Origin of the sequence: Rodentibacter sp. Ppn85 (assembly GCF_001999335.1) — a bacterium.
GTDB lineage: Bacteria > Pseudomonadota > Gammaproteobacteria > Enterobacterales > Pasteurellaceae > Rodentibacter.
On sequence record NZ_MLHS01000035.1, the window covers coordinates 1 to 19,643 of the forward strand.

The following is a 19,643-nucleotide window of genomic DNA, read 5'->3' on the forward strand; positions in this document are numbered from 1 at the left end:
TTGTACGGAAATAGAATTGTGGACGGTAACCTTTGAAGAATGGCGTATGACGCCCACCTTCATCTTTTGATAATACATAAACTTCTGATTCGAAATCGGTGTGTGGCGTGATTGAACCCGGTTTCGCTAATACTTGACCACGTTCAATCTCTTCACGTTTGGTACCACGTAATAACGCACCAATGTTTTCACCCGCACGACCTTCGTCAAGTAATTTACGGAACATTTCAACACCGGTTACGGTCGTTTTCGCAGTATCTTTGATACCCACGATTTCAACTTCGTCACCCGTACGGATAATACCACGCTCTACACGACCGGTTACTACCGTACCACGACCGGAAATTGAGAACACGTCTTCAATAGGAAGAAGGAACGGTTGGTCAATTGCACGCTCAGGCTCAGGGATGTAAGTATCTAAGTGGTTGGCTAACTCAAGGATTTTTTCTTCCCATGCCGCATCGCCTTCTAACGCTTTTAACGCAGAACCGCGTACGATTGGCGTATCATCGCCCGGGAAGTCATATTGAGAAAGAAGTTCGCGCACTTCCATTTCAACTAATTCTAATAACTCTTCGTCATCCACCATGTCGCATTTGTTTAAGAATACGATGATGTAAGGTACGCCTACTTGGCGACCTAATAAGATGTGCTCACGAGTTTGTGGCATCGGACCGTCGGTTGCCGCAACCACTAAGATTGCACCGTCCATTTGTGCCGCACCGGTAATCATGTTTTTAACATAGTCGGCGTGTCCCGGACAGTCAACGTGTGCGTAGTGACGGCTTGGCGTATCATATTCAACGTGTGAAGTATTGATGGTAATACCGCGCGCTTTTTCTTCCGGCGCGTTATCAATTTGGTCAAATGCACGAGCCGCACCACCGTAGTGTTTTGCTAATACTGTAGTGATTGCTGCTGTTAAAGTTGTTTTACCGTGGTCAACGTGGCCGATTGTACCCACGTTTACGTGCGGTTTTGTACGTTCAAATTTTTCTTTAGACATTGCTAATGTTTCCTAAAAGTGCGGTATAAAAACTAAGAACTTTATACCGCTATTATGTTACAAAAATATTATTTTTTACGCGCTTCAATGACTGCAGCTGCAACACTTGTTGGCGCTTCAGCATATTTTAACGGTTCCATTGAGTATGATGCACGACCTTGAGTTTGTGAACGTAAGTCCGTTGCATAACCGAACATTTCAGAAAGTGGCACTTCTGCATCGATTTTCACAACAAATTCGTTCGCTTCTTGACCGTTAACCATAGCACGACGACGGCTTAAATCACCGATTACATCACCCACATACTCAGGTGGCGTTTCAACTTCTACTTTCATGATTGGCTCTAGTAGAACCGGGTTTGCTTTTGCGAATGCAGCTTTAAACGCTAAAGATGCAGCAAGTTTAAACGCCAGTTCGGATGAGTCCACATCATGGTATGAACCGAAGTGTAAACGAACACCAAGGTCAACTACCGGATAACCCGCTAATGGACCGGATTTAAGTTGTTCTTGGATACCTTTGTCAACAGCCGGGATGTATTCACCAGGAATAACACCACCTTTGATTTCATTGACAAATTCATAACCCGGACCTTCCGGTTCTAACGGATACAAGTCGATAACAACATGACCGTATTGACCGCGACCACCGGATTGTTTCGCGTGTTTACCTTCAACATCATTCACACGGGTACGGATAGTTTCACGGTAAGATACTTGAGGTTTACCAATGTTAGCTTCCACTTTGAACTCACGTTTCATACGGTCAACGATGATATCTAAGTGTAACTCACCCATACCGGAAATGATGGTTTCACCGGACTCTTCATCTGTGTGTACACGGAATGAAGGGTCTTCTTGTGCTAAACGACCTAATGCAATACCCATTTTTTCTTGGTCTGCTTTAGTTTTCGGTTCTACCGCAACAGAAATTACCGGTTCAGGGAATTCCATACGCTCAAGAATAATTGGTGCATCAATTGCACACAATGTATCACCGGTTGTTACATCTTTTAAACCGATAGCCGCAGCAATATCACCTGCGCGAACTTCTTTAATTTCTTCACGTTTGTTTGCGTGCATTTGAACGATACGACCGAAACGTTCACGTTTTTGACGTACGGAGTTCAATACCGTATCACCGGAATTAATTACGCCTGAATACACGCGGAAGAAAGTTAAGTTTCCTACGAATGGGTCGGTCGCAATTTTGAACGCCAATGAAGAGAACGGCTCTTCATCGCTAGCATGACGTTCACCTTCAGTTTCATCAGGATTAATACCTTTAATTGCAGGAATATCCGTTGGTGCCGGTAAATATTCAACAACCGCATCAAGCATTGCTTGAACACCTTTGTTTTTAAACGCAGAACCACAGGTTACCAAGATGATTTCATTCGCCAATACGCGTTGACGAAGACCGACTTTAATTTCTTCTTCGTTTAATTCTTCACCACCAAGGTATTTTTCCATTAACTCTTCAGAGGCTTCAGCTGCCGCTTCAACAAGGTTTTGACGCCATTCTTCACAATCAGCAACCATACTTGCAGGAATGTCTTCATAGGTGAAAGTCATACCTTGATCAGCTTCATTCCAGTTGATCGCTTTCATTTTGACTAAATCAACAACACCGGTAAAGTTCTCTTCAGAACCGATTGGAAGTTGAAGAGGCACGGCATTCGCACCTAAACGAGTTTTTAGTTGGTCAACCACACGCAAGAAATTTGCACCGGTACGGTCCATTTTGTTAACGAACGCGATACGTGGAACTTCGTATTTATTAGCTTGACGCCATACGGTTTCAGACTGAGGCTGAACACCGCCCACCGCACAGTAAACCATTACGGCACCGTCAAGAACACGCATAGAACGCTCTACTTCAACAGTAAAGTCTACGTGTCCCGGAGTGTCGATAACGTTGATACGGTGTTGTGGAAATTGTTGAGACATACCAGACCAGAAGGCTGTAGTTGCCGCAGAGGTGATGGTAATACCGCGCTCCTGCTCTTGTTCCATCCAGTCCATTGTTGCCGCACCATCGTGTACTTCACCGATTTTGTGGCTCACACCTGTATAGAATAAGATACGTTCAGTAGTAGTTGTTTTACCTGCATCAATATGCGCACTAATACCAATATTGCGATATCTTTCAATAGGAGTTGTACGTGCCATTATTATAACCTTGTTTAGTTTAATATATGTTTATATAAGGGTAAGGCTTCATCAATGATGAAGCCCTTTAAATTCAAAAGCTTATTACCAACGATAGTGAGCAAATGCTTTGTTAGCTTCAGCCATACGGTGAACGTCTTCACGTTTTTTCACTGCTGCGCCTTTGTTATCAGAAGCATCCGATAATTCGTTTGCAAGACGTAAAGCCATTGATTTATCACCGCGTTTACGTGCAGCTTCAACAATCCAACGCATACCTAATGCATTACGACGAACCGGGCGCACTTCAACCGGCACTTGGTAAGTAGAACCACCAACACGACGAGATTTAACCTCAACGGTTGGACGCACATTTTCAAGTGCAATTTCAAACGCTTCTAAAGGTTCTTTACCTGTACGCTCGGCTAAAGTTTCTAACGCACCGTAAACGATTGATTCAGCGACGGATTTTTTACCGTCAACCATGATTACATTAATAAATTTTGCAAGTAATTCTGAACCGAACTTCGGATCTGGAAGAATCTTGCGAGGTTCAATACTACGACGACGTGGCATTGCGAATTTCTCCGTATTTTAATCTTCAGGATATCCAAAACCCATCAGCAATATTTCTCATTGAGAAACTTTGCAGCGCAAAGCGCTTTATTGACTGGAGTTTATGGTTTAAATTGTTTTGCTAATTTAGACGTTTGGCCTTACTTAACGGAGAACCATTAAGCTTTAGGACGTTTAACGCCGTATTTAGAACGACCTTGTTTACGATCTTTAACGCCGGCACAGTCTAATGCACCACGTACGGTGTGATAACGCACACCCGGTAAATCTTTAACACGACCACCACGGATAAGCACAACACTGTGCTCTTGAAGGTTATGACCCTCACCACCGATATAAGACGTCACTTCAAAACCGTTTGTTAAGCGGATACGACATACTTTACGTAACGCTGAGTTCGGTTTTTTCGGAGTTGTAGTATATACACGAGTACATACACCACGTTTCTGCGGGCAAGCCTCTAATGCAGGAACGTTGCTTTTTACAACCTTTTTCACACGCGGTTTGCGTACTAGCTGGTTGATAGTTGCCATTAAAAAAGCTCCAGTTTAAATGTTATTCAATAATAGAATGTTGTTCAAAAAATCTACTTCAATACAGAAATAGACGCTGAATTCTAATGATTTTGTTGGCTATTGTCAATCATTAAACGGAAATAGGATCCCTGAAAGATCCTTGACGAGGAGCGCCCTTTAAGAAGTTGCTAAAATGCTCTCTTCGTTGCCGAAAGTTTCTTAAACATCCCACACTAATATTTTAATGTTACCCGGAGTGGAGTGAAAAAGATAAGAATCCGACTTTTTATTGGATAATTAGAAAGATTTGGAAGGTAAATTTTACTCGAATTTTTTGATGATTGATTTCCTGCGTGATTATCGCCATAATCCCACGTCGATTTACACAAATATCCTTTACTGAATCAGGATCAATAAACCAGAGAAATAAAATGCCTCAAAATCAACCGCACTTTTATCGTGGTCGCTTTTCTGTTGCTCCAATGCTTGATTGGACAACACGTCATTGCCGTTATTTTCACCGTCAATTTTCTCAACACGCCTTGCTTTATACGGAAATGGTAACGACTTCAGCAATTATTCATGCCAAATATGATCTGTTGGATTTTGATCCCTGTGAGAATCCGCTCGCGCTACAATTAGGCGGAAGCGATCCCGAGCAACTCAAACATTGCGCAAAACTGGCGGAACAGCGCGGTTATCATGAAATTAATCTTAATGTAGGCTGTCCTTCCGATCGCGTACAAAACGGAATGTTTGGTGCTTGCTTAATGGCAAAAGCCGATTTGGTTGCAGAATGCATCGCACAAATGCAAAGCGTAGTTAAGATTCCTGTCACGGTAAAAACCCGTATTGGTATTGACGATCTCGATAGTTATGAATTTTTATGTGATTTTATCGAAAAAGTTCGGAATAAAGGCTGTCAGGAATTTATTATCCACGCACGCAAAGCTTGGCTTTCCGGTTTAAGTCCGAAAGAAAATCGTGAAATTCCACCACTTGATTACGAACGCGTATATCGGTTAAAACGCGACTTTCCGCATTTGACTATCGTGATTAACGGCGGTATCAAAACCATAGAAGAAATGAAACAACATTTGCAATTTGTCGATGGTGTAATGGTGGGACGTGAGGCTTATCAAAACCCAAGTTTACTCGGCATTATCGATCAAGCCTTATTTGATCCCGGTATGCCAATCGTTACCCCACGAGAAGCGGTGCTGGCAATGCTGCCTTATATTGAAAAACAACTCAGCCAAGGTGTATATCTCAATCATATTATCCGTCATATGCTAGGTGTATTTCAGCATTGTAAAGGAGCTCGCCAATGGCGCCGTTATTTAAGTGAAAACGCATTCAAACAAGGAGCAGGGATTGAAGTTATTGAAACAGCGCTTAGTTTTGTTGAAAATTAAAACCGAAACTAAAATTGCTGCACATTCCACAAATTTTAATTTTTTTCTTTCTCTTTACCTTTATTTATACTATAATCGCACGCAAGATTTGAGAGGGAGATCAGCGTGTTTCTTGGAATATCAAGTCTTACACTTCTTGGCATCTCGAGTCTCCTCTTCTGTTTATAAATTCTAATTTAATCCTGTTTTATTTTTTTAATTGGTCTTAACTGCATTAGTGGTTTTACATGGATGTTAAAAAAACAAAAGTGCGGTTAGAAATAACCGCACTTTCTTACTGACATATCACTAACTTCGTTTTAGCATTTTGTAAATATTGACAGATAGGAAACGGCACTTCATCTGTAAACAGATATTCCACATCCCCCAATTCCCCTAAGCGGACGATTGCTTGTCGGGTAAATTTTGAATGATCGGTCACCAACAATGTTTGGCGTGAACTTTCCATAATCGCACGTTTTACTTGCACTTCGTGATAATCATAGTCCAATAAAGAGCCGTCTTCATCAATAGCACTGATACCAAGAATACCGAAATCTAAACGAAACTGGGAAATAAAATTCACTGTAGCTTCACCAATAATTCCCCCGTCTGTCCGTAGCGAACCGCTCGCCATAGTAATATCAAAACTTTCATTTTGGCGGAGCAAATGGGCTGCATTCAAATTATTCGTAACAATACGCAAAGATTTGTGATCAAGCAATGCGTTTGCTACCGCTTCCGGTGTCGTGCCGATATCAATAAACAACGAAGCGCCATTCGGAATAAGTTTTGCAACTTCTTGGGCAATGCAATTTTTTTGTGAAGAAAAGAAGTGTTTGCGTTCAATATAATCGGAATTTTCTGCGGAAGAAGGAGAGGCTGCGCCACCATGATGACGGCGAATAAAATTCAATTCTGCAAGAACATTCAAATCTCGCCGGATTGTTTGCGGACTTACATCCAGTCGGATGACTAAATCTTCCGTACTCAAATAACCATGCTGATTGACAAGCTCCATAATTTTTTGATGGCGAATGGATTGTTTCATATCGTGTCCCTTAAATAAATAGCGCTGTTACTCTACCCGATTCAAATAAATTTTACTATCAATAAATCCCCAAAATAATCCAACTATAAAACCTGAAATATGGGCGGCATTACCAATATAAACACCAAATAAAGGGCTAATAAAGCCAAAGATAAGCCCCACGAGTAACATTGTAAAAAAACCCTTCGGCAAATTGAAAATATTAGCATTCAGTTTATCCACTACAAAGACATAACCCAATACCGCATACACCACACCCGATAATCCAAAAAAGTCCGCACCTGAAAAATAATTTTGTACAATACCGCTCACAATGGCAGAAACTAAAAAAATAAGAAAAAGCTTTCCACCGCTAAAATAGCGTTCAATCACACGACCAAATAACCAAAACCATGATAAATTTGCAATAATGTGAATACCTGACAAATGCACGAAAGTATGTGTGATATAACGCCAAAGTTCCCAATCCTGGTCAAAATAAACAGGATAATGAAAGATTTCCATAATACTTTCTTCAAAGCCGAGCTGTTGTAATAAATACACAATAACGCAGATCGCGGTAATAATGTGTAACGGTGTAAAATAACCAGATAAATCAGAATTTTTCATAAAAATAATACGTCTCTTAATCAACTCTCAGTACAGTAAAAAATGATTATCGTAAATCTTCCAAGGAATTAACATTCGTAAATCGCCCTTCATTTGTTGTAAACTTCACCGGGATCCCTTTATTTTCCCGCATAAATTGCAACAACCGCCGTTCACCGGAGGCAAGGTAAGTCCGTAATGCCTTTTTTAATTCGACCGACATCAAACAAAATGTGGGATGTTCCCTTTCTTCATCGCAAGCATAAGCAATCAAAGTGCGGTCATTTTCCAACGCACTTTTGAGTTTTTCGAGTAAATTTTTAGGGAAAAAAGGACTATCGCAAGGTGTGAACAAAACAAAATCCGCCTTGGCTTTTTCAAGCCCGCTTAACATACCGCTTAGCGGGCCCTGAAAATCAGCTAATTCATCGGCAAAAACAGGAAAACCGAATTTTGCGTATGCGGCTTGGTTTCGATTGGCATTAATGGAAATATTCGTAATTTGTGGTCGTAAGCGTTCAATCATATATTCGATCAAAGGCTTACCGTACAAAACCTGTAAACCCTTGTCGCGCCCTTCCATTCTGCGAGCTTTTCCACCCGCTAAAATCACCGCACTTATCGTTGACATATTTTATTCTGTGAAAATTTGCAGTATCATGCGCCTATTTTTTACGATTAAAAAGAAAATAGCAATGAAATGTAAGCGTTTAAATGAAGTTTTGGAACTTTTACAACCTTATTGGTCTAAAGCCCCAGATTTGAGTTTGATGGAAATCTTACAAAAAATCGCCGATGAATCCGGTTTCCAAAAACCGCTAAATGAGTTGACCGATGAAGTCATTATTTATCAGCTCAAAATGGATGGAATGAATAAGGACGAGCCCATTCCCGGCATCAAAAAAGATTATGAAGAAGATTTTAAAACCGCGCTGTTAAAAGCCCGCGGCATTATTAAATAAGGAAAAAACAAATGAAAAAATTTTTACTCGCATTAGGCGCGTTAATTTCTGTCAATGCCTTCGCCACCGATTTACAAGAAGGTAAACAATATATCCAGGTAAGCCAACAACCGGCAATGCAAAAAGAAGTGATTGAATTTTTCTCTTTTTATTGTCCTCATTGCTATTCCTTTGAAATGGAATATAAAATTCCTCAACAAATCAAAGACGAATTGCCTGAAGGTGTCGCATTTAAACAATATCATGTGAGTTTTTTAGGACGTCAGTCTGAAAACCTAACCCGTGCTTGGGCGCTGGCAATGGCATTGGGTGTAGAAAATAAAGTCAAAATACCTTTATTTGAAGCGGCGCAAAAAGATCGTTTAAAATCAATGGACGATATTCGCGCGATCTTCTTAGATAATGGCATTACAGCGGAACAATTTGATGGAGGAATCAATAGTTTTGCGGTAAACGGCTTAGTGAACAAACAAACCAATGCAGCCCAGCAATTCGGTGTACGTGGCGTGCCGGATTTTTATGTAAACGGTAAATTCCGAATTAACCCTGAAGGATTAAATTACGATAATTTCGTTAAGGATTACGTGGAAACCGTAAAAGGTTTATTGCAAAAATAGCGAAAAATTGGTTTAATGCCAGCCCTTTTTAAGCAATCAAAGAAAGAGAGATGATCATGGCTGCAAGTTTTAGCGTTACCCGTCGTTTTTTTGACGACAAAAACTATCCGCGCGGATTTTCGCGTCACGGTGATTACACCATCAAAGAATCACAAGTGCTTGAGCAATACGGACAAGCATTCAAAGCATTGGATTTAGGTGAGCGTGAACCGGCAACAAAAGAAGAAAAAGAGTTTGTTGCATTCTGTCGCGGAGAACATGCACCGGAAACTTTCTTTGAAAAAACATGGCATAAATACCGCACCCGCATAAACACCACCAAACGTGTTTATACCCTCTCCGGTGATGTGAGTGAAGCCGCTTCCGGCGGTGATGATTATTCCGGCGAATAAAATTAACGAGACAAGGCAGGCGGAAGTCTGCCTTTTGTTTATTTTATAAATTGCTTTAACCCCATACAGTTGGACTCAACGAATGCAACTCCCCGTTTCTCAATACACCGAATTACTACAAAAAAAACAAGAAAAACTGACCGCACTTTTGCGCCCGTTTAACGCACCAACAATTCAAGTGTTTGATTCACCGACCTGCCATTATCGTATGCGGACGGAATTTCGTATTTGGCACGAACAGGATGATTTTTATCATATTATGTTTGATCAAACCACCCGCAAACCTTACCGTGTGGACGAATTTCCCATTGCTAGCCGGCTGATTAATCAAGTGATGCAAACCTTGCCTTCCTTGCTGAAACAACAAGCGGTTTTGCACAAAAAACTGTTCCAAATTGATTATCTCAGCACTTTAAGCAATAAAATTATCGTCAGTCTTTTATATCACAAACCGCTTACGGAAGAATGGCAACAATCAGCGGCAAAATTAAGAGAACAGCTTATTGAGCAAGGCTTTGATGTTCAATTGATTGGCAGAGCAAGCAAACAAAAAATTTGTTTGTCGCAAGATTATATCGATGAAGAGCTACCTATTGCAGGGCAAAACTATGTGTATCGCCAAGTGGAAAACAGTTTTACCCAGCCTAACGCCGTGGTAAATTGCAAAATGCTGGAATGGGCGATAGATTGTACAAAAGGGAGTGAGGGCGATTTGCTCGAACTTTATTGTGGCAATGGTAATTTCTCCATTGCCTTGGCACAAAATTTCCGCAAGGTCCTTGCCACGGAAATAGCAAAACCGTCAGTGGCAGCCGCACAGTTTAATATCGCAAAAAATAACGTCAATAATTTGCAGATTATTCGTATGTCAGCGGAAGAATTTACCCAAGCGATAAATGGTGTGCGAACCTTTAATCGATTAAAAGACATTGATTTAACCGCTTACGAATGTCATACCATTTTTGTCGATCCTCCTCGTGCCGGACTTGATCCTAATACCGTAAAATTAGTACAAGGTTATGATCGTATTTTATATATTTCATGCAACCCTCATACTTTATGTGATAATTTGCAAGAACTGTCAAAAACGCATCGTATTGAAAAAGCGGCGTTGTTCGATCAATTCCCTTACACTGATCACATGGAAAGCGGCGTATGGCTGATTCGCAAGTAAAGATTCGGATAATTTCCGAATCTACGGAAAAAACGCTCGAAAATTTAACCGCACTTTGTGGCGCAATGAGCATTATCCATGATGATCAAAGCCCGCTTGCCCTAGTCCAAACGGATGAACGTTTGGAGTTACGCAAATTAGACGAACCCAAGCTTGGTGCGGTGTATGTGGATTTTGTGGGCAGTACAATGACACATCGGCGAAAATTTGGCGGCGGGCGCGGCGAGGCGGTAGCAAAAGCGGTGGGAATCAAAGGGAATGAATTCCCTACAGTAATTGATGCCACCGCAGGATTGGGGCGTGATGCCTTCGTCTTAGCCGCCATCGGCTGCCAAGTGCGTTTAGTAGAACGTCACCCCGTTGTCTATTTGTTATTGCAAGACGGCCTAAAGCGAGCCTATCAGGATCAAGAGATCGGTGAAATGTTGCGACAAAATTTGCGTTTATTAAATGTTCGTCATATTAATGAATTAAATCCCGAAACGGATTTTGCCGATGTGGTATATCTTGATCCGATGTATCCGCACAAACAAAAATCCGCTTTGGTGAAAAAAGAAATGCGTGTGTTTCAGCATTTAGTAGGAGCGGATTTGGATGCGGACGAGCTGCTTGCCCCTGCGTTACAATTAGCCCGAAAACGTGTGGTGGTAAAACGTCCTGACTATGCGGAATTTCTCACCAAAAAACAACCGCACTTTTGTCGTGAAACGAAAAATCACCGCTTTGATATTTATTTGGGAGAAGCACTATGCTAAAAGAAAGTGCGGTTGTCATCAGCTATGAAAACGGAGTGGCAAAAGTAAAATGTCAATCCCAAAGTGCCTGCGGACAGTGTGCGGCAAAAAACAACTGCGGCACTTCCAGCCTTTCCGAGCTCAATGGCAAACGAGGGGAACATATTTTTAATGTGGAAACCATGATGCCGTTACGCGAAGGGCAAGTGGTGGAAATTGGCTTAGAGGAAAAATCAATGTTGTTTTCCGCATTATTCATGTACATCGTACCGCTTGTTGCTTTGCTTGTGGCAACGGTATTATCCGATTACATCAGCGAAAATGAATTGATCCGAGCCCTCGTTATTCTTCTTTTTACCGCCCTTTCTTTTGTTCTCATTAAGCGCTATACAAAAAAACTAGGGAGACAAACAGAATTTCAACCGGTCTTATTACGTGTACTTTCTTGAAAATGTAGAAAAATTTAACCGCACTTTTAATTTTTTCTGCGACGCTCCTCGCAAATTTAAATACTTGGTAAAGTAAAAAAACATAAGATTAAGCAAAATTCCGTTTTTCTTAAAAACGGAGAAAACAATGTTTAATTTATTCCGAGTACCCATTGAGAAAAGCTCATTATCAGCTTGGTCAAAATTAACGGATAATATTGCAAAAGTTGCTATTCTGGCTATGCCTGTTATACTCTACGGCGAGCATTCCCTTGTTTTTAAAGGGATGAATATTAGTTTTTTGTGTATCATAGCTTATGTCTTTTTAGCGATGGGGCGTGTGTTCCGTAAATTATCGGAGGATAAATAATATGTGGCTCACAATTGGTCTTGGTATTGTTGCACTGATTGGTATCGCAGGACTTATTTTTGCAAACTATCTAGCAAAAAATTCTCAATAAAATATTAATCAACCCCGAGCTTTCGGGGTTTTCATTTTATTAAACGTAAAAAAGTGCGGTTGTTTTTAAGGCTATTTTTATGATAACTAAAATTCCTCTTCTCGGTATCACCGGTTATAGCGGCAGTGGTAAAACCACATTATTAGAAAAACTCATTCCAGAATTAATCGCTCGCGGAATCCGTGTTTCCGTGATTAAACATAGCCATCATAATGCGCAGGTGGATAAAGCAGGGAAAGACAGTTGGCGAATGAAAGAAGCCGGCTCCGCCCAAGTCATGATGGCTTGCGATAGCCGTTGGGCGATGATGACGGAAACCTCGGTGCCCTTATCGCTGGATTATCTTGCCCAACAGTTTGATGGAACATTAGCGGATTTAATTCTCGTGGAAGGATTTAAACAAGAACCGATCCCGAAAATTCTTTTACATCGACAAGAAATGGCGAAATCCTTACCGGAAATAGACGGCTATGTCCTTGCCCTTGCCACCGATTATTCCCTTGAAACCGACCGCACTTTGTTAGATATTAATAGAATTCCACAGATTGCCGATTTTATTGAAACTTGGCTCCGCTCATAGGATAAAAATGAAGAATGAGAGAACTTATCGGGGTTTGGCTTGGGTGGCTGCAATGGCGCTTTTTATGCAAAGCCTTGATGCGACTATCTTAAATACCGCCTTACCGGCAATTTCTGCTGATTTACATGAGCCAGCGTTTGAAATGCAAATGGCGATCATTGCTTATTCCTTAGCCGTTGCCTTGTTTATTCCCCTCACCGCATGGGCTGCGGCAAAATTCGGTACGCTTACAGTGTTTCGCAGTGCCGTCTTTATATTTGTATTGGGCTCGGTAGCTTGTGCTGCTGCGCCTAATTTGGACAGCCTCATTCTTGCGCGGATTATTCAAGGTATTGGCGGGGCATTTATGATGCCGGTCGCCCGTTTAGCGATTATTCAATCCGTTCCTAAATATCAACTCCTCAATGCTTGGAATTTAATGGCAACCGCCGGTTTAATCGGGCCGATTTTAGGGCCAATCCTAGGAGGCTGGTTGGTGATTCATGCAACTTGGCACTGGATTTTTTTAATTAATATTCCCATTGGCGTATTAGGTATTTGGGCTTCCGGTAGGGTGATGGACAATATTAAAGGCGATGAAGAAAAGCTGGATTGGGCAGGCTTTTTATTATTCGCCTTTGGCTTAGTAGGATTAACGCTCGGTTTGGATTTACTGGGTGAAAGTCGGCAAAATTTGCTTATCACTTATAGTGCGCTTGTTCTCGGTATCGGCTTGTTGGCAATTTATGTGACTTATGCAAAAGGAAACGAACGGGCAATTCTACCGCTTTCCCTATTTCACACACGAACCTTTAGTCTAGGCATACTGGCTAATCTATTTATTCGTTTATCCGCTTCGGGTGTGCCATTTTTATTACCGTTAATGTTTCAACTTTCCTTTGGTTATAGCGCTGAAATGTCAGGTTGGTTGCTTGCCCCCATTGCATTAATGTCAGTGATATTTAAAACTGTCATCGGGCATATTCTTAATCAGTTTGGCTATAAAACGACGCTAATTTCGTCCGCACTTCTCATGGCGGTGGGAATCATTTCAATGGCATGGCTCAATAATCAAACCTCTCTTGGCTGGATTGTCTGCAATTTAATGTGGTATGGCGCTTGTATGTCTATGATTTTCACTGCCGTGAATACATTAGCTGTAAGTGATCTTTCTCAAGCACAAGCCGGTGCAGGATCAACGGTACTCAGCATTATCCAACAAGTAGGCATCGGTTTTGGTATTGCTGTCTCATCCATTATTTTAAATTTTTATCGTCAACTTTTTGGTAATGAAAAGGAATTATTGCAACAAGCTTTCAGCTATACATTTTTGACCTTATCAATCTTCTCTATTGCATTAGTCTGGATATTAGCCAAGCTACGTAAAACAGACGGCGATCATTTGCGTAAATCATCTTAGATTGGTTAAACTTGATAATCTTTGATTTATGGTTATTTTTTCTATATTCAATGTTAAAAATAAGCTATCATCCGCAAGGTTTTACGTAACCAAAGGGGGCTTTCTTGAGCCTATGTCTTGATGACTTGAAACGATGTCTAATAGTTTAAAGGATATTTATGAATAAAGTTTTTAGGGTTATTTTTAATCACGTCACTCAAACTTGGATCGCTGTATCAGAGTTAGCGAAAGGGTATTGTAGATCTTCTTCCAATAATACCTTGAATTTTCGGACAGAAGAGAGGATTGCTTCAAACATAAAAACTATAGCAATAACATCGGCTATGATGATGGCTATTACTCCAAATGCTTTTGCTGTTACTGCCGGCAGTCAAGAAATTAAATGGGAAAAATTCCAAGGTACTGCAATTGCAGGGGGGGAGGCAAATGGTGATACTAATTCTATTGCAATAGGACGAGCAAGCGACTTATCCGTCACAGATCATAATGCTAAAGCCCTGGCACCGGGAGCTATTTCTATTGGAACAAGGTCTATTGTTAAGTCAAGGACAGGTGTTGCATTAGGTTATGGCACAAGTGTTTCTGGCGGTACTGGTTCTATTGCATTAGGTACTACATCTACTGCTAACGGCGAAACTGCTACAGCAGTGGGTGGAAATGCCAATGCAACCGCTAAAGGGGCGGCCGCCTTAGGGGCAAAAACCACAGCAAGTGGTGAAGGTACAACGGCAGTTGGCTTTTTATCTAAAGCAACAGCAGCGGGTGGTACAGCCATTGGTATGAATACTAGCGCAGGAACTGGTATTGCGATTGGTCGAAATGCCTCTGCATCAAATGGTCATACCGATAAAGCTAGTGTAGCAGTTGGAGCAGGCGCTACTGCAAATGGTGAATTGGGAACGGCGATTGGTACAAATGCTATTTCAGAAAGAGGTGAAACTGTAGCTTTAGGTGCAAATTCATTTGCAGGAGGTCAATGGCAAGACCACGGTGTTGCATTGGGTGCGAAGTCTAAAGCGAACCATCAAGATGGGGTTGCATTAGGTTATGGATCTGAAACGGAACAAGCGAAATTTTCACAGAATTTAAGTGTCAAGGACGATTTAGGTCAAAATATAAACTCTACCAATTTTGCTGGGGTTTCTGTGGGAGGAGATCCAGCATATAATAACAGAACAAAAGTGGTATCTGTTGGTAACGAAACAACAAAACGTCAAATTATTAATGTTGCTGCCGGGAGAGTATCAGAAGGGTCAACTGATGCAATTAATGGTAGCCAACTTTATCAGGCGATGAAACACACGGGTTTTAATATCCAACAAAACGGCACAACCAAATCCAGAATTAATAATGATGGTTTAGTCAATTTTATCGATGGAAACTATACTACCTCTGAGATTACTGATGGGGAGAATAGTGCATCGGTTAAAGTGAATGTGGTAACACAAAATATTTCTACTGATGCGAAAGGTGTGACCAGCGTTTCAGGTACATCAGGTTTAACTACCGCTAAAACCGTATCAGATGCGATTAATAATGCACTCAACAATTCTAGTTTCTTGCTTAAAGCTAATGATGATACCGGTGAGAAGATCACCCGAAATGGTTCCATTAATATTACCCAAGGTAAGAATATTAATATAGAGCGTAACGGTAGTACAATTACAGTTAAGACCGTTGATAATCCCAAATTTACTCAAGTCGATGTAAGCAATAAATTAAATGTTGCCGCCGGTGGATCATTGACAGTATCAGGCACATCAAATTTACGCGGCAATATTCTACTTGGAGGGGAAGGGAAAACAATTACTTTCCAAGGAAGTTCCTCCGTAGATATGGGCAATAATAAGATCACCAATGTAGCAAATGGTACTGCCCCAAAAGATGCGGTGAATAAAAGCCAACTTGATGCGGTAAACATGATTGCAACTACGGCTAACAACGCGGCGAATGCAGCGAATACAACAGCAATAAACGCCAATAACACCGCAAAAGCAGCTAACGAAACAGCGAATACTGCATTAGATAAAATCAACCAAGGCTGGAATATCAATACTGGCAAGGTTGAGGGTGGTAATGTAGTAGGTAATGATTCGACTAACGTTCAGATGGGTGATACGGTAAATGTCATTGCCGGAAAAAATCTTAATATCACTCAAAGTGGTAAAGATATTATATTATCTGTTAACGATTCACCGAGTTTTACAAATGTTACTACAACCAACTTGACTGCAACTAACGGCACGATCACCAACTTGAATTCAACCAACGGTACATTTAGCAATAGCTTGGTATCTACAGGGAATACGATTCTGTCGGGTAATACCAACGTAGGCGGTGAAGGGAAAACCTTTACGGTTGCGAATGGCACCAAATTGGATATGGGTGGCAATGTTATCAGCAATATCACTGACGGAAATATCTCCGCAGGCAGTAAAGATGCGATAACAGGAGGTCAGTTACACACGACAATTCAGAATATCACGAATAGCCTGACCAATCAAGGAATGAATTTTACGGGAAATAATGGTGAAATTATTATGCGTAAATTGGGTGAAACACTCACGGTTCAAGGCAGCTTAGCAGCAGATAAAAAGGCAGACAGCAGCAACATTCGTACTATTTCAAATGCTACAACGGGCGCAATAGAGATCGTGATGGCGAAAGATCCAACTTTCCGTAACTTAAATGCAATGGGCAATGCGACAGTCGGTGGCGATTTAAGCGTAAATGGCACGACAACGACTAAAGATTTGAATGTGACAGATAGCGCAATAATCAAAGACTTGAATGTAACCAATAACGCTAATATCGAAAAAGATTTGACGGTGAAAGGTAGCTCTACCGTTAAAGGTAATGCTACCTTCGAGAAAGACACCCTCACCAAAGGTAACGCAACCGTTAATGGTGACAGCTTAGTAAAAGGCAACTCAACAGTTTCAGGAAATTTAACCGTTGACAAAGATCTGAGAGTTGAAGGACAGACAATCTTACAAGATGTCACCATTCATCAGTCTTTAACTCTTGCAGATAATGCTAAAATTGATTTAGGCAATTCAGATATTGAAGGTAACTTTAATATTTATGGGGACTCTGGTAAAAAGACGCTCAGTCGAGCATTGACACAATTGCAAATGGAAGGCCCATTAGTTTATGTTGATCCTGAATCGGGTAAAGACGTTCAACGTCGAACAGACGTTGTAAGACTCAATAGCGGTTCGGACAAACCTGTACGGGTAACGAATGTCGCTGATCCTAAAGACGCCAGCGACGCGGTAAATCTCGGTTATTTTGACAAGAAATTGTCGCTAAATATGCGCGATGTGCATAATCGTATTAATCGAGTTGATCGCCGCTTACGCAGTGGTATTGCTTCCGCCGTTGCAATGAGCTTACTACCGCAATCTTATCGTGCGGGTGAAAGTATTGTGAGTGTTGGTGGCGGTACTTACCGTGGTGCATCGGCAATCGCAATGGGCTACTCCAGAGTGACCGACAACGGTCGCGTTATTATCAAAATCGGGGGTAGCGCAAACAACTCGGGCGATTATGCCGGTGGTGCAGCGGTTGGTTGGAAGTTCTAATTAACCTAAAAAGTGCGGTCAAAACCAACAGTGTTTTTTTGTAATATTTGTTTTGGCTACACTAAATTTGATATAAATAATGAGCGTACTTTGTACGCTCATTTTATAATCTGTAAACGATAATGCTGTTATTTTACGAAAATTTGGTATTCACTGTTGCTAAACTTAATTATAAATTGTTATTTATGAGCTTCTCATCAAGAACGATGTTTTCTGCCGCTCTAATTTAAAATGAGGATACAACTATGAAATTAAAAACAGGCCTAACATTTGTGGCTGCTTCACTACTTTTAGCAGCTTGTGATCAATCTGATTCCGCAAATAAAAATACGCAAACTGCAACCCCAAACACATCAAATAATACCTTCGTTTATTGTACGGCAAAACCACCATTAGGATTTAGTCCGGCATTGGTGATGGAAGGAACATCGTATAATGCAAGTTCACAACAAGTGTATAATCGCTTAGTGGAATTCAAAAAAGGCTCGACCGATATTGAGCCTGCTTTGGCAGAAAGCTGGGATATCAGCGATGACGGTTTAACCTATACTTTCCATTTACGCAAAGGTGTGAAATTCCACACTACCAAAGAATTTACACCAAGCCGTGATTTTAATGCAGATGATGTCATCTTTTCATTCCAACGTCAGTTAGATCAAAATCATCCTTACCACAATGTCTCAAAAGGAACCTACCCATACTTCAAGGCAATGAAATTTCCTAGTTTATTAAAATCTGTGGAAAAATTGGATGACAATACCGTTCGTATCAAGTTAAACAAAAAAGATGCGACCTTCCTAGCAAGCCTGGGTATGGACTTTATTTCTATTTATTCCGCCGAATATGCGAATGCAATGATGAAAGCCGGTAAGCCAGAAACTATTGATAATCGTCCTGTGGGAACCGGTCCGTTTGTATTTGTCGATTATAAAATTGATCAGGCGGCACAATATGTGGCAAATGAAAATTATTGGAAAGGACGTACGCCTCTCGATCGCTTAGTCATCAGTATCGTGCCGGATGCCACTACCCGTTATGCAAAACTGCAAGCCGGAACTTGTGATCTAATTTTATTCCCGAATGTGGCTGATTTAACAAAAATGAAAACCGATCCGAAAGTACAACTCTTAGAACAAAAAGGGTTGAACGTAGCATATATCGCATTCAATACGGAAAAAGCCCCGTTCGATAACGTAAAAGTTCGCCAGGCATTGAATTACGCTGTGGATAAAAAAGCTATTATTGCTGCGGTATATCAAGGTGCCGGTACACAGGCCAAGAATCCGTTACCACCAACCATTTGGGGCTATAACGATGAGGTTCAAGATTATCCGTACGATCCGGAAAAAGCAAAACAACTCTTAGCTGAAGCGGGCTATCCGAATGGCTTTGAAACGGATTTTTGGATTCAACCGGTGGTTCGTGCTTCTAACCCGAACCCCAAACGTATGGCTGAACTGATTATGGCGGATTGGGCAAAAGTGGGAGTAAAAGCCAATCCTGTTACCTATGAATGGGCTGACTATCAAAAACGAGCAAAAGCCGGAGAATTAACTGTCGGTATTTTCGGTTGGTCAGGCGATAACGGTGATCCGGATAATTTCTTATCGCCATTATTAGCCGGTGCTAATGCCGGAAACTCAAATTATGCCCGTTTCAAAAACCCTGAATTTGATACCTTATTGGACAAAGCTCTCGGCTTAACCAATAAAGAAGAGCGTGCGGCACTTTATAAACAAGCTCAGGTTATCGTTCACGAACAAGCCCCCTGGATCCCTGTGGCGCACTCTGTTGGGTTTGCTCCATTAAGCCCGCGTGTGAAAGGCTATGTTCAAAGCCCGTTCGGTTATGATGCCTTCTATGGTGTGAGCGTAGACGGTAAATAACTGCTGACGCTCATTTTTATCCGGCCCTTATGTCCCCACAAGGGCCTTCAAATAAGAATAATTATATTTTGCAAATTGACTATGAAATCTTTTTTTCTTCCGTATAATAAATTCGCTATTTCTTTTATTTATCACATCGTGAAATG

19 protein-coding genes and 1 pseudogene are annotated in these 19,643 nt (G+C 41.1%); 13 read left to right on the plus strand and 7 right to left on the minus strand.

Features of this window, described 5'->3' with window-relative positions; translation table 11 throughout:
- The 4 genes from tuf to rpsL form a co-directional block, all read right to left on the minus strand.
- A partial coding sequence (gene tuf, locus BKL51_RS06010; protein WP_077465829.1) for an elongation factor Tu occupies positions 1 to 1,006 on the minus strand: 1,006 nt, incomplete at its 3' end.
- A 68-nt stretch (positions 1,007 to 1,074) separates the two neighbouring features.
- The gene (fusA, locus tag BKL51_RS06015; RefSeq protein ID WP_077465830.1) at positions 1,075 to 3,177 is read right to left on the minus strand and encodes an elongation factor G; all 2,103 of its coding nucleotides are present in this window, start codon (positions 3,175 to 3,177) and stop codon (positions 1,075 to 1,077) included.
- A gap of 84 nt (positions 3,178 to 3,261) precedes the next feature.
- Complete coding sequence (gene rpsG, locus BKL51_RS06020; protein ID WP_077465831.1) at positions 3,262 to 3,732, minus strand: 30S ribosomal protein S7; 471 nt, start codon at positions 3,730 to 3,732, stop codon at positions 3,262 to 3,264.
- Between the two features lie 158 nt (positions 3,733 to 3,890).
- Entirely contained in the window at positions 3,891 to 4,265 is a 375-nt protein-coding gene (gene rpsL / locus BKL51_RS06025) for a 30S ribosomal protein S12 (protein ID WP_005543325.1), read from the minus strand.
- Between the two features lie 413 nt (positions 4,266 to 4,678).
- Here rpsL and dusA point away from each other — a divergent pair, with 413 nt between their 5' ends.
- Positions 4,679 to 5,662, plus strand: a complete 984-nt coding sequence (dusA, locus tag BKL51_RS06030; RefSeq protein ID WP_077465832.1) for a tRNA dihydrouridine(20/20a) synthase DusA — start codon at positions 4,679 to 4,681, stop codon at positions 5,660 to 5,662.
- 274 nt (positions 5,663 to 5,936) lie between these two features.
- Here the strand turns inward: dusA and BKL51_RS06035 are convergent, their stop codons facing one another.
- From BKL51_RS06035 to mobA, 3 genes are read right to left on the minus strand one after another with little or no spacing between them, the layout of a single operon-like run.
- Complete coding sequence (locus BKL51_RS06035) at positions 5,937 to 6,692, minus strand: DeoR/GlpR family transcriptional regulator (protein ID WP_077465833.1); 756 nt, start codon at positions 6,690 to 6,692, stop codon at positions 5,937 to 5,939.
- 27 nt (positions 6,693 to 6,719) lie between these two features.
- Positions 6,720 to 7,301: a rhomboid family intramembrane serine protease gene (locus BKL51_RS06040; RefSeq protein ID WP_077465834.1), complete on the minus strand. Its 582-nt coding sequence runs from the start codon at positions 7,299 to 7,301 to the stop codon at positions 6,720 to 6,722.
- A 46-nt stretch (positions 7,302 to 7,347) separates the two neighbouring features.
- Entirely contained in the window at positions 7,348 to 7,911 is a 564-nt protein-coding gene (mobA, locus tag BKL51_RS06045) for a molybdenum cofactor guanylyltransferase MobA (protein WP_077465835.1), read from the minus strand.
- Positions 7,912 to 7,975: 64 nt separating this feature from the next.
- Here mobA and BKL51_RS06050 point away from each other — a divergent pair, with 64 nt between their 5' ends.
- The 12 genes and pseudogenes from BKL51_RS06050 (at position 7,976) to BKL51_RS06100 (ending at position 19,497) form a co-directional block, all read left to right on the plus strand.
- Positions 7,976 to 8,242 carry a YihD family protein gene (locus BKL51_RS06050; RefSeq protein WP_077465836.1) on the plus strand — a complete coding sequence of 89 codons (267 nt, stop codon included), beginning with the start codon at positions 7,976 to 7,978 and terminating at the stop codon, positions 8,240 to 8,242.
- Positions 8,243 to 8,253: 11 nt separating this feature from the next.
- Positions 8,254 to 8,859, plus strand: coding sequence for a DsbA family protein (locus tag BKL51_RS06055; RefSeq protein WP_077465837.1), 606 nt, complete (start codon positions 8,254 to 8,256; stop codon positions 8,857 to 8,859).
- Between the two features lie 56 nt (positions 8,860 to 8,915).
- Positions 8,916 to 9,251 (plus strand): DUF413 domain-containing protein, encoded by a 336-nt coding sequence (locus tag BKL51_RS06060; protein WP_077465907.1) that lies wholly within the window; start codon positions 8,916 to 8,918, stop codon positions 9,249 to 9,251.
- An 82-nt stretch (positions 9,252 to 9,333) separates the two neighbouring features.
- Positions 9,334 to 10,425: a tRNA (uridine(54)-C5)-methyltransferase TrmA gene (gene trmA, locus BKL51_RS06065; protein WP_077465838.1), complete on the plus strand. Its 1,092-nt coding sequence runs from the start codon at positions 9,334 to 9,336 to the stop codon at positions 10,423 to 10,425.
- Positions 10,407 to 11,180, plus strand: a complete 774-nt coding sequence (locus BKL51_RS06070) for a class I SAM-dependent methyltransferase (RefSeq protein ID WP_077465908.1) — start codon at positions 10,407 to 10,409, stop codon at positions 11,178 to 11,180. Before trmA ends, BKL51_RS06070 begins: the two co-directional genes overlap by 19 nt.
- Complete coding sequence (locus BKL51_RS06075) at positions 11,174 to 11,608, plus strand: SoxR reducing system RseC family protein (RefSeq protein WP_077465839.1); 435 nt, start codon at positions 11,174 to 11,176, stop codon at positions 11,606 to 11,608. Before BKL51_RS06070 ends, BKL51_RS06075 begins: the two co-directional genes overlap by 7 nt.
- Positions 11,609 to 11,735: 127 nt before the next feature.
- Entirely contained in the window at positions 11,736 to 11,957 is a 222-nt protein-coding gene (locus BKL51_RS06080; RefSeq protein WP_077465840.1) for a hypothetical protein, read from the plus strand.
- 170 nt (positions 11,958 to 12,127) lie between these two features.
- A complete protein-coding gene (mobB, locus tag BKL51_RS06085) occupies positions 12,128 to 12,628 on the plus strand; it encodes a molybdopterin-guanine dinucleotide biosynthesis protein MobB (protein WP_077465841.1) in 501 nt (166 codons plus the stop codon).
- A 7-nt stretch (positions 12,629 to 12,635) separates the two neighbouring features.
- The gene (locus tag BKL51_RS06090) at positions 12,636 to 14,027 is read left to right on the plus strand and encodes an MDR family MFS transporter (RefSeq protein ID WP_077465842.1); all 1,392 of its coding nucleotides are present in this window, start codon (positions 12,636 to 12,638) and stop codon (positions 14,025 to 14,027) included.
- Positions 14,028 to 14,185: 158 nt separating this feature from the next.
- Positions 14,186 to 14,275: pseudogene (locus BKL51_RS12325) on the plus strand (ESPR domain-containing protein); the annotation flags it as partial.
- A 75-nt stretch (positions 14,276 to 14,350) separates the two neighbouring features.
- Complete coding sequence (locus BKL51_RS06095; protein WP_233127088.1) at positions 14,351 to 17,611, plus strand: YadA-like family protein; 3,261 nt, start codon at positions 14,351 to 14,353, stop codon at positions 17,609 to 17,611.
- Between the two features lie 245 nt (positions 17,612 to 17,856).
- Positions 17,857 to 19,497: an ABC transporter substrate-binding protein gene (locus BKL51_RS06100; protein WP_077465844.1), complete on the plus strand. Its 1,641-nt coding sequence runs from the start codon at positions 17,857 to 17,859 to the stop codon at positions 19,495 to 19,497.
- Positions 19,498 to 19,643: the final 146 nt, after the last annotated feature.